Source organism: Kitasatospora sp. NPDC042419 (assembly GCF_056437345.1).
Genome location: NZ_JBWKAW010000034.1, coordinates 1 through 13,154, shown reverse-complemented (window position 1 = coordinate 13,154; position 13,154 = coordinate 1). Strand labels below are relative to the sequence as shown.

At 72.3% G+C, this 13,154-nt stretch carries 11 protein-coding genes; 9 read left to right on the top strand and 2 right to left on the bottom strand.

Annotation, left to right across the window (positions count from 1 at the left end; genetic code table 11):
• Positions 1-26 precede the first annotated feature (26 nt).
• Entirely contained in the window at positions 27-1,676 is a 1,650-nt protein-coding gene (locus AC067J_RS37780; protein WP_478307191.1) for a PucR family transcriptional regulator, read from the bottom strand.
• A 422-nt stretch (positions 1,677-2,098) separates the two neighbouring features.
• Between AC067J_RS37780 and AC067J_RS37775 the strand changes: the two genes are divergently transcribed.
• The 9 genes from AC067J_RS37775 to AC067J_RS37735 all read left to right on the top strand — a co-directional run bounded on the left by AC067J_RS37775 (position 2,099) and on the right by AC067J_RS37735 (position 12,592).
• Entirely contained in the window at positions 2,099-3,613 is a 1,515-nt protein-coding gene (locus AC067J_RS37775; RefSeq protein ID WP_478307189.1) for a gamma-aminobutyraldehyde dehydrogenase, read from the top strand.
• 47 nt (positions 3,614-3,660) lie between these two features.
• Entirely contained in the window at positions 3,661-4,914 is a 1,254-nt protein-coding gene (locus AC067J_RS37770; protein ID WP_478307187.1) for a polyamine ABC transporter substrate-binding protein, read from the top strand.
• A 31-nt stretch (positions 4,915-4,945) separates the two neighbouring features.
• Positions 4,946-6,085, top strand: coding sequence for an ABC transporter ATP-binding protein (locus tag AC067J_RS37765; RefSeq protein ID WP_478307185.1), 1,140 nt, complete (start codon positions 4,946-4,948; stop codon positions 6,083-6,085).
• The gene (locus AC067J_RS37760; protein WP_478307183.1) at positions 6,082-7,026 is read left to right on the top strand and encodes an ABC transporter permease; all 945 of its coding nucleotides are present in this window, start codon (positions 6,082-6,084) and stop codon (positions 7,024-7,026) included. The genes AC067J_RS37765 and AC067J_RS37760 overlap by 4 nt, the downstream gene beginning before the upstream one ends.
• Positions 7,026-7,829, top strand: coding sequence for an ABC transporter permease (locus AC067J_RS37755; RefSeq protein ID WP_478307181.1), 804 nt, complete (start codon positions 7,026-7,028; stop codon positions 7,827-7,829). Before AC067J_RS37760 ends, AC067J_RS37755 begins: the two co-directional genes overlap by 1 nt.
• A 48-nt stretch (positions 7,830-7,877) precedes the next feature.
• Positions 7,878-9,272: an NAD(P)/FAD-dependent oxidoreductase gene (locus tag AC067J_RS37750; RefSeq protein WP_478307180.1), complete on the top strand. Its 1,395-nt coding sequence runs from the start codon at positions 7,878-7,880 to the stop codon at positions 9,270-9,272.
• 235 nt (positions 9,273-9,507) lie between these two features.
• The gene (locus AC067J_RS37745) at positions 9,508-9,939 is read left to right on the top strand and encodes a hypothetical protein (protein WP_478307178.1); all 432 of its coding nucleotides are present in this window, start codon (positions 9,508-9,510) and stop codon (positions 9,937-9,939) included.
• A 115-nt stretch (positions 9,940-10,054) separates the two neighbouring features.
• Complete coding sequence (locus AC067J_RS37740) at positions 10,055-10,816, top strand: hypothetical protein (RefSeq protein WP_478307176.1); 762 nt, start codon at positions 10,055-10,057, stop codon at positions 10,814-10,816.
• A 252-nt stretch (positions 10,817-11,068) separates the two neighbouring features.
• A complete protein-coding gene (locus AC067J_RS37735) occupies positions 11,069-12,592 on the top strand; it encodes a CoA-acylating methylmalonate-semialdehyde dehydrogenase (RefSeq protein WP_478307174.1) in 1,524 nt (507 codons plus the stop codon).
• A gap of 378 nt (positions 12,593-12,970) precedes the next feature.
• Here the strand turns inward: AC067J_RS37735 and AC067J_RS37730 are convergent.
• Positions 12,971-13,154 (bottom strand): hypothetical protein (locus tag AC067J_RS37730; protein ID WP_478307172.1); only part of this gene is annotated, 184 nt, incomplete at its 5' end.

The following is a 13,154-nucleotide window of genomic DNA, read 5'->3' as shown; positions in this document are numbered from 1 at the left end:
CGGCGCCGGGACCCCCGCCGCCGGGCTCAGCGCCGGACGGCGTCCAGCGCGAGCAGCGCGACGTGCAGCGACAGGCAGGACTCCACCTGGTCGAGGTCGACCCCCAGGATCCGCTCGACCTTGTGCAGCCGGTCGTAGAAGGACGGCCGGGACAGGTGCGCCGCGTCGGCCGCCGCCGACTTGTTCCGGCCCTGCTCCAGGTAGATCCGCAGCATCCGGACCAGCTGCGCGTCGTGCTCCGCGTCGTACGCGAGCAGCGGGCCCAGCTCGCGTTCCACGTAGGTCTGCAGCCGGGCGTCGTCCCGCAGCAGGTGCAGCAGACCGCGCAGCCGGACGTCGGGCAGCCGGTAGTACGACGCCGCACGGCCGCCGGGTGCGTCGTGCAGGGCCGCGTCGGCGACCTGGGTGGCTTCCAGCAGGGTGCGCCGGGCGTCGCGGACCGAGCCGACCGAGGAGCCGACGGCGACCACCGGGGACGGTGCGGCGGCGTCCCGGGCGGCCTCGGCGGTCAGCCGGCGCAGCGCCGCCGCGAAGGCGTCCAGCGAGGAGTGCTCGTCCTGCTGGGGGCCGAGCGCGATCAGCACGCCCACGCCCTCGTCGTCGAGCGCGCCGACCAGGGCGGAGAGCCGGCAGGCGCGGACCGCGCTCGCCGCGAGTTCGGTGAAGTCGCGCAGCCGGGCCTGCGCCTCCAGCGCGGCCGGGATCGGGCCGCGGCGCTGCCGCAGCACCACGCCGACCAGCCGGCGGCCCTCCAGCGGGACGCCGAGGGCCTGGGCGCGCAGCGCCACCTCGGAGACGGTCAGCGCGTGGGTGAGGATGCCGGAGAGCAGGGTGCGGTGGGTCTGCCGTTCCAGGCTCTCCCGGTCGCGGACCACCAGCCGGTTGAGCGCCAGGGCGGAGGCGCCGCGCTCCAGCAGCATGGTGTTCGGGTGCGGGCCGTCGTCGGGCAGCGGTCCGGGGTCCTGGACCAGGACCAGCCGCCCCCAGTCCTGGCCGCGGGCGCCGACCGTGGTGACCAGCCAGCCGCTGCGCGGGTCGTGGCCGGTGCGGCCGGCCGGGCGGACCCCGCGCGAGCGGCGTTCCCAGTCCTCCAGCAGCTCGGTCTCGGGCCGGCCGGCGGGGTCGTGGGTCAGCACCTGGTGGGCGAGGTTCTCCAGGACGACCGGGGCGCCCGCTATCCGGGCGACCTGGCGGACCACCTCGACCGGCTCGGCGCCCTCCACCACGAGCTCGTTGAAGACCTGGTGGATCGCCTCCGAGGTGCGCAGCTGTTCCAGCTGGGCGTTGACCACCAGGGCGTGCACGGCCTCGGTGACGGCGACGAAGCGAAGCTCGCGGCGGAGCGCGATCAGCGGCAGGCCGCGCTGTTCGGCGGCGTGCACCAGGGCGCGCGGCAGGGTGTCGAAGTAGCGCCGCCCGAACTCGATGACCAGTCCGGCCACGCCGACGTCGGCCAGCTCGCGGACGTACCGGGCCAGCCCCTCGCGGTCCTCGGGCAGGGCGATGCCGGTGGTCAGCACCAGCTCGCCGCCCTGGAGCACGCCGGCGACGTCGGGCAGTTCGCTGACGTGCACCCAGCGGACCGGGCGTTCGAGGTGGGCGGCGCCGGCGACCACCTGGGGCAGGCCGCGCCGCATCACCTCCAGGTCCAGGATTCGGGCGACGGTGGGGAGCATCGCGGCCTCCAGGGTTCAGAGTGTCAGGTAAATCATCCATCCCGGCGACGACCTGTCACCCCGACCGAACCCTTCCACCCTGTAAGGCCCTGAGCCCCGAGGTTGGCGGAGTGACCCTTGTCACGCCGGGGCGCCATTGGGCATGGTCAGCGGGTCGGCTGTGGCGAAACACGGGCATCATCCTCGGAATCCGTGGCGTAACCAGAAAGCAACAGCGGAATCCCTTGCCGGACCACCACCGGGCTGCCAGGATCGCGGATCCCGGCGACCGGCCGGACCGGATTCCCCTGGACCGCGGGCGCGGCGACTCGACCAGTCCGACCACGCCGAACGGGCCCCTCGTCCGTCGGCGTGCGCGGCCCCGCAGGGATGATCAAGGACACCTACGGGCGGTCGAACCACCGGGAACTTGGAGGAACCAGATGGACCTGACCGATTTCGGCGCGGGCGCGCAGTACATCGCGGGCCGGCCGGACCGGGGGAGCGGCGAGCCCTTCCAGGTCGTCAACCCCGCCGACGGCAGCGTGGTCGAGCAGGTCACCCTGGCCTCCACCGGGCAGGTCGACGAAGCCGTCGCCGCCGCCCGGGCCGCGCTGCCGGAATGGGCGGGCGCCACCCCGGGCGCACGCTCCGAGGCGCTCACCCGGCTCGCCGCCGTCCTCACCGACGCCGCCGCCGACCTGGCCCGGGTGGAGACCGCGCAGACCGGCAAGCCGATCAAGCTCTCCACCGAGTTCGACGTCCCCGGGACGATCGACAACACCGCCTTCTTCGCCGGCGCAGCCCGCCACCTGGAGGGCCGGGCGGCCGGCGAGTACTCCGGCGACCACACCTCGTACGTGCGGCGTGAGCCGATCGGCGTGATCGGCTCGATCTCGCCGTGGAACTACCCGCTGCAGATGGCCGCCTGGAAGATCCTCCCGGCGATCGCGGCGGGCAACACCATCGTCCTCAAGCCGGCCGAGCTGACCCCGCTCACCTCGCTGATGTTCGCCCGGGCCTGCACCCTGGCCGGAATCCCGGACGGCGTGGTCAACGTGGTCACCGGCGCCGGGCGGACCGCCGGCGAGCACCTGGTCGCCCACCCGGACGTCGCGATGGTCTCCTTCACCGGCTCCACCCCGGTCGGCCGCCGGGTCGCCGAGCTGGCCACCGCCACCGTCAAGCGGACCCACCTGGAGCTCGGCGGCAAGGCCCCGTTCGTGGTCTTCGACGACGCCGACCTGGACGCCGCCGTGCACGGCGCGGTCGCCGCCTCGCTGATCAACAGCGGGCAGGACTGCACCGCCGCCACCCGCGCCTACGTCCAGCGGCCGCTGTACGACGCCTTCGTGGCCGGCGTCGCGGAGCTGTACCGCGCCGTCCGGCTCGGCGACCCGCTGAACCCGCGGACCGACCTCGGCCCGCTGGTCTCCCACACCCACCGCGACCGGGTGGCCGGCTTCGTCGAGCGCGCCCGCGCGGCCGGCGCCACCGTGGTCACCGGCGGCGCCGCCGGCACCAAGGGCCACGACGGCACCGACCTCACCCCCGGCGCCTACTACCTGCCGACCCTGATCACCGGCGCGGCGCAGGACAGCGAGGTCGTCCAGGGCGAGATCTTCGGCCCCGTGCTCACGGTGCTGCCCTTCGACAGCGACGACGAGGGCCTGCGGCTGGCCAACGACACCCCCTACGGCCTGGCCGCCTCGGCCTGGACCGGCAACGTGCACCGCTCGCTGCGCGCCACCCGCGAACTCGCGGCCGGCTGCGTCTGGGTGAACGACCACATCCCGATCATCAGCGAGATGCCGCACGGCGGCTACAAGTCCTCCGGCTACGGCAAGGACATGTCGCAGTACTCGCTGGACGAGTACACCCAGGTCAAGCACGTCATGTTCGACACCACCGCGGTGGCGCGCAAGGACTGGCACCGCACCGTCTTCGGAGACAGATAACCCCTCGGGGGACCCCCACACCCCCTTTGCCCCAGGAGGCCCGTTCCATGGCGTTCAACGAGCTCACCGACGGTCTGCCCGAACCGGTCCGCAGGGCCTGGGAACGCAGTCTGACCAGCGGCCGGGCCGCGGTCGGCCGCCGCACCGTGCTGCGCGCCGCCGCCCTGGCCGCCGGTGCCGGGACGCTGGCCGCCTGCGGCATCCCGCCGGCGAGGACCGCCGGCACCGGTGACTCCACCGCCAACGCCGCGAAGGACCTCTCGGACAGCGAGAAGGAGGTCAACTTCTCCAACTGGCCGCTCTACGTCGACACCGACGAGAACGACACGGAGAAGCACGGCACCCTGGAGGCCTTCACCGCGGCCACCGGCATCAAGGTCAGGTACACCGAGGACGTCAACGACAACGTCGAGTTCTTCGGCAAGGTCAAACCGCAGCTCGCGGCCGGCCAGGACACCGGCCGCGACCTGATGGTCCTCACCGACTGGATGGCCGCCCGGCTGATCCGCCTCGGCTGGGCGCAGAAGCTCAACCCGGCCAACGTCACCACCGCCATCACGACCGTCGACTCGCGCTTCCGCGCCCCCGACTGGGACCCGGGTCGGCTCTACTCCTACCCGTGGGCCGGCATCCAGGTGGTCATCGCCTACAACCGGAAGGCCACCAAGGGCAAGGAGGTCACCAGCGTCTCCCAGCTGCTCGACGACCCCGACCTCAAGGGCCGGGTCACCTTCCTCTCCGAGATGCGCGACAGCGTCGGCATCACCCTGCTCGACATGGGCAAGGACCCGGCGAAGTTCACCGCCGACGACTACGACGCCGCGATAGCCCGGCTGCAGAAGGCCGTCGACAGCAAGCAGATCCGCCGGTTCACCGGCAACGACTACGGCCAGGAGCTGTCCTCCGGGGACATCGCCGCCTGCGTCGCCTGGGGCGGCGACCTCATCCAGCTGCGCGCCGACAACCCGGACATCGAGTTCGTCATCCCGGAGAAGGGCTTCGTCTCCTCGACCGACAACCTGCTGGTCCCGGCCAAGGCCCAGCACAAGGCCAACGCCGAGAAGCTGATCGACTTCTACTACCAGCCGAAGATCGCGGCGCAGCTGGTCGCCGGCATCGGCTTCGTCTCCGCCGTCACCGGGATGAAGGACGAGCTCGCCGAAATCTCCCCCGACACCGCGGCCAACCCCCTGGTCGTCCCCACCCCCGAGATGGCGGCCAAGGCGCACGTCTTCCGCACCCTGACCGAGGACGAGGAGAGCTCCTTCGAGGAGAAGTTCTCCAAGCTCATCGGCGCCTGACCCCCGACGGCCGAGACCAGAGAGACCCCCCATGACAGACCAGCTGCGCACCCCGGCCGGCGGCGACGTCCGCCTCACCGGCATCGGCAAGACCTACGGTGCCTTCACCGCCGTCCACCCGCTCGACCTGACCGTCCCCCAGGGCTCCTTCTTCGCCCTGCTCGGCGCCTCCGGCTGCGGCAAGACCACCACCCTGCGGATGATCGCCGGCCTGGAGGAGCCCACCGCCGGCACCGTCCTGATCGGCGGCCAGGACGTCACCGCGCTGCCCCCGTACAAGCGCCCGGTCAACACCGTCTTCCAGAGCTACGCGCTCTTCCCGCACCTCGACATCTTCGAGAACGTCGCCTTCGGCCTGCGCCGGCGCGGGAAGAAGGACGTCAGGAAGCAGGTCGACGAGATGCTGGAACTGGTCGAGCTCGGCGCCTACGCCCGGCGCAAGCCGCACCAGCTCTCCGGCGGCCAGCAGCAGCGCGTCGCCGTCGCCCGCGCGCTGATCAACCACCCGCAGGTGCTGCTCCTCGACGAGCCGCTCGGCGCCCTCGACCTCAAGCTCCGCCGCCAGATGCAGCTGGAGCTCAAGCGGATCCAGACCGAGGTCGGCATCACCTTCGTCCACGTCACCCACGACCAGGAGGAGGCCATGACCATGGCCGACACCATCGCGGTGATGAACGGCGGCCGGGTCGAGCAGCTCGGCGCACCCGCCGAGCTCTACGAGAACCCCGCCACCACCTTCGTGGCCAACTTCCTCGGCCAGTCCAACCTGCTGCCCGCCGACGTCACCGGCAGCGCCGGCGAGGACCTGCTGCTCACCGCCGCCGGGGCCCGGCTCACCGTGCCCCGGGCCCGCTGCGCCGCCGAGGCCAAGCGGGTCCACCTCGGGGTGCGGCCGGAGAAGATCACCATCGAGCACGGCTCCGCGGAGGTCGCCGACGGCCGCAACCGACTGGCCGGCACCGTCGTCGACTCCAGCTTCATCGGCGTCTCCACCCAGTACCTGGTGCGCACCGACGGCGGCCAGGAGGTCACCGTCTTCGAGCAGAACATGGAGCGCGACGCCCGGATCGTCCCCGGCGCCCCGGTCGTCCTGCACTGGAACCCGGCGCACTCCTTCGCCCTGGACGCCGCCCAGGCGATCGACGCGGGCACCGGGGAGGCGGCGGCATGACCACCACCGTCCCGGCCGCCCCCGCGGAGGCCATACCCCCCGACGGCGCCACCCCGGCCGGTCCCGCACCGCGCCCCCGGCGGCGGCTCACCCCCTACTGGCTGCTGCTGCCCGGCATCGCCTGGCTGGTCGTCTTCTTCGCGGTGCCGATGGTCTACCAGGCCTCCACCTCGCTGCAGACCGGCTCGCTGGAGGACGGCTTCCGCGTCACCTGGCACGTCGCCACGTACTGGGACGCCCTGGTCGAGTACCGGTGGCACTTCGTCCGCTCGTTCGGCTACGCCGCCACCGCCACCGTGCTCTGCCTGGCCATCGGCTACCCGCTCGCCTACACCATCGCCTTCAAGGCCGGCCGGCGCTGGCGCAACGTCGTCCTGATCCTGGTGATCGCACCGTTCTTCACCAGCTTCCTGATCCGCACGCTGGCCTGGAAGACCATCCTCTCGGACGGCGGACCGGTGGTCGGCGCGCTCGACGCGCTGCACGTCCTCGACGTCACCGGCGCACTCGGCCTCACCTCCGGCGACCGGGTGCTCGCCACCCCGCTCGCCGTGGTCTGCGGCCTCACCTACAACTTCCTGCCGTTCATGATCCTGCCGCTGTACACCTCGCTGGAGCGGATCGACCCGCGCCTGCACGAGGCCGCCGGCGACCTCTACGCCCGCCCGTTCACGACCTTCCGCAAGGTGACCTTCCCGATCTCGCTGCCCGGCGTGGTCGCGGGCACCCTGCTCACCTTCATCCCGGCCTCCGGCGACTACATCAACGCCCAGCTGCTGGGTTCGCCGAGCGAGCAGATGGTCGGCAACGGCATCCAGAAGCAGTTCCTGAACGTGCTCGACTACCCCACGGCGGCTGCGCTGAGCTTCATCCTGATGGCCCTGATCCTGGGCATGGTGACGGTCTACATGCGCAAGGCCGGGACGGAGGAACTGGTCTGATGTCCCGAGTGATCGCATGGATCCGCCGCAACCTGGTGGTGCTCGCGGGGCTGTTCGCCCTGGCCTACCTGGTGCTCCCCAACCTGGTCGTGCTCGCCTTCTCGTTCAACAAGCCGGTCGGCAAGTTCAACTACGAGTGGAACGAGTTCTCCACCGACGCCTGGACCGACCCCTGCGGCGTGGCCGAGATGTGCCAGTCGCTCTCGCTCAGCCTCCAGGTCGCGGTGGCCGCCACCGTCGGCGCCACCGTGCTCGGCACCATGGTCGCCTTCGCGCTGGCCCGCTACCGGTTCCGCGGCAAGGGCGCCACCAGCGCCATGATCTTCCTGCCGATGGCCATGCCCGAGGTGGTGATGGCCGCCTCGCTCGGCACGCTCTTCCTCAACATGCGCATCCCGTTCGGCTTCACCACGATCCTCATCGCGCACATCATGTTCTGCCTCAGCTTCGTGGTGACGGCGGTCAAGGCCCGCGTGATGAGCATGGACCCGCGGCTCGAACAGGCCGCCCAGGACCTCTACGCGACCCCCTTCCAGACCTTCCTGAGGGTCACCCTGCCGCTCGCCGCCCCCGGCATCGCCGCCGGCGCGCTGCTCAGCTTCGCGCTCTCCTTCGACGACTTCATCATCACCCAGTTCAACTCGGGACCGACCACGGTCACCTTCCCGATGTTCGTCTGGGGCGCCTCGCAGCGCGGCATCCCGGTCCAGGTGAACGTCATCGGCACCGCGATGTTCGCCGCCGCCGTCGCACTCACGGTCGCGGGCCAGTGGCTCGGCAACCGCCGCAAGGCGGCCGCCTGACCGACCTCCCAGTACACCGCTCTACCTGTGGAAAGTGGCTGATAATGCATGGACTCCGCCCGCGCGCTCGCTGACGCCCGGCCCACCCCCTTCTGGCTGGAGGACCCCGGTCGGCCCGCGGCACTGCCGGCCCTGACCGGCCCCACCAGCTGCGACCTCCTGGTCGTCGGCGGCGGCTACTCCGGTCTCTGGACCGCCCTCATCGCCAAGGAGCGCGACCCCTCGCTGGACGTCGTCCTGGTCGAGGGACAGGAGATCGGGTGGGCCGCGTCCGGGCGCAACGGCGGGTTCTGCGCCGCCAGCCTCACCCACGGCTTCGGCAACGGCCTGCAGCGCTGGCCCGCCGAACTCGGCCGGCTGGAACGCCTCGGTGCCGCCAACCTGGACGGCATCGGGGCGACCCTGGAGCGGTACGGCATCGACGCCGAGTGGGAACGCACCGGCGAGATCGACATCGCCACCCAGCCCCACCAGCTCGAAGAGCTCCACGAGCTCGCCGAGGCCGTCGCCGAGTACGGCCTCGACCTCACCGTGCTCGACGCCGGGGCGCTGCGCGCCGAGGTCGACTCGCCGACCTTCCTCGGCGGCGTCTGGGACCGGGACGGCGTGGCCATGGTCCACCCCGCCAAGCTCGCCTGGGGCCTCAAGGCCGCCTGCCTGGGCCAGGGCGTACGGATCTTCGAGCACACGCCGGCCCTCGACCTGCGCGAGGACGGCACCGGCATGAGCGTCCGCACCCCGCACGGCCGGGTGTCCGCCGGCAAGGTCGCGCTCGGCACCAACGCCTTCCCGTCCCTGCTCCGGCGCGTCCGTCCGTACGTCGTCCCGGTGTACGACTACGCGCTGATGACCGAACCGCTCACCGAGGAGCAGCTCGCCGCCATCGGCTGGCGCGGACGGCAGGGCCTCAGCGACAGCGCCAACAAGTTCCACTACTTCCGGCTCAGCGCCGACAACCGGATCCTGTGGGGCGGCTACGACGCCGTCTACCACTTCGGCGGCCACCTGCGGCGGGCGTACGACCAGCGGCCGCAGACCTTCGACACGCTGGCCCGGAACTTCGCCCGCTGCTTCCCGCAGCTGGAGGGGATCCGCTTCACCAACGCGTGGGGCGGCGCCATCGACACCTGCAGCCGGTTCTCCGCCTTCTACGACACCGCCCACCGGGGCCGGGTCGCGTACGCCGTCGGCTACACCGGCCTCGGGGTCGGCGCCACCCGCTTCGGCGCCGAGGTGATGCTCGACCTGCTGGCGGGGGAGCGCACCGAACGCACCGACCTGGAGATGGTCCGCCGCAAGCCGCTGCCCTTCCCGCCCGAACCGGTCCGCTGGGCGGGCATCGAGATCACCACCCGGTCGCTGGAACGCGCCGACCGCCTCGGCGGCCACCGCAACCTCTGGCTGCGCACCCTCGACCGGATGGGGCTCGGCTTCGACAGCTGACCGACTGCCGGTGGCCGACTGCCGGCCGCTGCCGGTGACCGGTCGTCGGCGGCCGGTCGTCGGTGGCCGCGGCTGCCCGGATCGTGACCCGGGCGACCCGGGGACCCGTGCAGAGGACCCGTGCAGAGGACCCGTGTAAGAGAGACCCGCCGTCCGCCTCTCGATGGTGACGGCGGGTCTCACTGCTTCCCGCCGCGCCACGGACAGCACCGACGCGAAGAAGCGGGGACAGCACATGGAGAGCACCGGACTGCACTGGCTCGCCCAGGCGGCACCGGACCCGGAGTCCTTCCGGGAACAGTGGGAACGCACCGGCCTCGGCCTGGTCCTGCTCCCGGCCGGACGGCGCTGGGACGTCCTCTCGGTACCCGGCCGGCTCGGTCGGCCCGCCGCCGACCTGCTCGCCGCCGCCACCTGCGGTCCGGTCCTCGCGGACCTCGGCGACGAGTACGTCGGCTTCCTGGTGCCCGCCGGCACCGCCGCCCGGTGGATCGGCACCGGCGTGCGCTGCGCCGGAGAGGGCACCTGGGTCGTGGTGCCGCACCCGGGCCGGCGCAGCCAGGGCGTCCGCTGGCTGGTCCCGCCCGACGGCTCCGGACGGCTCAACGACCCGGTCGTCCTGGAACTCGCGCTCCACGAGGCCGCCGCCGGACTCAGCGACTGGTGAACCGCGGGGCCGTCCCCGGTCCCGCGGGCGGGCCCGCCCGGAGCGGCGCCGGGCACGCCCGCCCCACCGGGCCGGGAGCGGCGCACGGGACGGCCCGGCGCGCCAGACTGGAGGAGTGACCACCGCCCCGGACGCCGTCGACCCGTCCCTCCACCCGGACCCGGCCCAGCTGCGCCTCGCCGAGCTGGCCGGCCCCGTCTGCGACCGGTACGGGCTCGCCCTCGCGGGCGGACACGCCCTGCGGGCGCACGGCGTCCAGGCCTGCGCCCAGGACGGGCTCACCCTGGTGGCCGACGGCACCACCGACCTGCCGACGGCCGCGGCCGAGCTGGCCGCCGCCTACCGGGCGGCCGGCGGCGGGGTCGCCGAGCGGCCGGGCACGCCGCGCCTGGAGCAGCTCTCCGTCCGGCTCACCCTCGGCGGCCGGTCGCACGCCGTCGAGCTCCGCAAGGAACCGCTCGCCCACCGGCCGGTCCGGGTCGACCTCGGCGGGCCCGAGGCTCCGCTGACGGTGTCGGCCGTCGCCCTGGAGGACGTCGCCGCCCTCACCACCGTCCTGCTGGCCGACCGGGCCCTGCCCCGCGACCTGATCGACGCGCACGCGCTGACCGCCTGGTACCGCGAAGGCGAACTGCTCGCGCTGGCCACCGGTCTCGACGCCGAGTTCCAGCCCACGGTGCTGGCCGACCGGCTGGAGACCCTGGCCGAGGCCGCCGACGGGCGGTTCCGGGCCCGGGGCCGGCCCTCCGGGGAGACCGGGGCGCTGAAGCGGTGGGCGCTGGCCTGGGCGCAGGACCTGCGGCTCGACCTGCTGGAGACCCAGGAGGCCGCAGACGGCCTGCACGACCCGTACCTGGAGGACGAGGAGGAGGCGTGACCTCCCGCGTGATCTCCCGCGTGACCTCCCGAGGGGACGGTTCCGTCGCCCGGACGGAGCACCGTCCCGACGACCTGTAAGGCGTAACCTCCGATCCCCGTCAGCCTGTTCGTTGAGCCGGCCGACGCGGGCGACCACACTGGGTGCTGAGCGCGGTCACCCCGTGACCCCGCCGCCCGGGCGCCGCACGGGCGGCGCCACACAAGGGACCGGTGGCTTGATGCCGCCCGGGACTTCGGAGGCAGACGGACCTTGAGCAAGCACATCACCCACTGGATCGGCGGCCGGTCGGTCGCCACCGCCGGTGCCGCGCCCCGCCGCGGTGACATCTTCGACCCGGCCACCGGGCAGGTCACCGGCCAGGTCGACTTCGCGGAGACCGCCGAGGTCGACCAGGCGGTGGCCGCCGCCGCCTCGGCCTTCGCCGAGTGGCGCACCGCGTCGATCGCCAAGCGCACCACCGTGCTCTTCGCCTTCCGCGAGCTGCTCAACGCCCGCAAGGACGAGCTGGCGTCGATCATCGTCGCCGAGCACGGCAAGGTGCACTCCGACGCGCTCGGCGAGATCGCCCGCGGCCTGGAGGTCGTCGAGTACGCCTGCGGCATCCCCCAGCTGCTCAAGGGCGGATTCACCGAGCAGGCCTCCACCGGCATCGACGTCTACTCGATCCGCCAGCCGCTCGGCCCGGTCGCGATCATCTCGCCGTTCAACTTCCCGGCCATGGTGCCGATGTGGTTCTTCCCGATCGCCATCGCGGCGGGCAACACCGTCGTCCTCAAGCCCTCCGAGAAGGACCCGTCCGCCGCCGAGTTCCTCGCCGGGCTGTGGAAGGAGGCCGGCCTTCCGGACGGCGTCTTCAACGTCGTGCACGGCGACAAGGTGGCCGTCGACCGCCTGCTGGAGCACCCGGACATCAAGTCGGTCAGCTTCGTCGGCTCCACCCCGATCGCCCGGTACGTGTACGAGACCGGCACCCGCTACGGCAAGCGCGTCCAGGCGCTCGGCGGCGCCAAGAACCACATGCTGGTCCTGCCCGACGCGGACCTCGACCTCAGTGCCGACGCCGCCGTCAACGCCGGCTTCGGCGCGGCGGGCGAGCGCTGCATGGCGGTCTCCGTCCTGGTCGCGGTCGACCCGGTCGGCGACGAGCTGGTCGAGAAGATCAAGCAGCGGATCGCCACCCTCAAGGTGGGCCCCGGCTGCAACGGCGAGTCCGAGATGGGCCCGCTCGTCACCGGCCAGCACCGGGACAAGGTCACCTCCTACGTCGAGTCCGGCCTCGCCGACGGCGCCGAGCTGGCCGTCGACGGCCGCAAGCACCCGGTCACCGCCGAGGACCGGAACGGCGCGCCCACGGCGGACGGCTTCTGGCTCGGCCCGACGCTGTTCGACCACGTGAAGCCCGGCATGTCCGTCTACACCGACGAGATCTTCGGCCCGGTGCTCTCGGTGGTGCGCGTCGCCTCCTACGAGGAGGGCCTGGAGCTCATCAACTCCAACCCCTACGGCAACGGCACCGCCATCTTCACCAACGACGGCGGCGCGGCCCGGCGCTTCCAGTACGAGGTCGAGGTCGGCATGGTCGGCATCAACGTGCCGATCCCCGTCCCGGTCGCCTACTACTCCTTCGGTGGCTGGAAGGCCTCGCTGTTCGGCGACGCCCACGCCTACGGCGCGGACGGCGTGCACTTCTTCACCCGTGGCAAGGCCGTCACCCAGCGCTGGCTCGACCCCTCGCACGGCGGCATCAACCTCGGCTTCCCCACCAACAGCTGAGCTTCCCGGCGGCGGGTCCCCTCGTCCGCTGCCGGCTCCCCTCCGTAGGCCGGTCCGCCCACCAGCGGACCGGCCTACGGGCGTTCCGGGGCAAGGCCCGCGGTGGCGGGCGGCCGGGACCGGCGGGGGTTTGCACCTGCCCCGGAGCTGGCGTAGTGTTCTCTAGTCGCTCGGCAGGGAGCACCGGACACGCATCAGCGCGGACGGTCCCGGGGCGGCCAATCCCCTGAAACACACTTCCCAATGCAGATTGGGTCGCGTCATGCCCTTTTGGATTTCGCGGCCCGGGTCGAATTTGGCGTGCCCATTTCGGGGAGTGCGGTCGGATTCGCTTTTCGGAGCGGGGATCGGCTAGAGTTCGAAACGTCGGACGGGGCGTCAAGCCGCAGAAGACACCAGCGAGTTGGACGAACGAAGCGCCGGAAACGGAGCGGAAAGCGTCTGGTAAGCTGGAAGCACGAAAGCGGATCGGGTGAGTGAAACTCCGGAAAACGGAGCGGAAAACATCTGGTAAGCTGGAAACACGAAAGAACGAAGCGCCCGGAGGGCCGGTGTGAAAGCC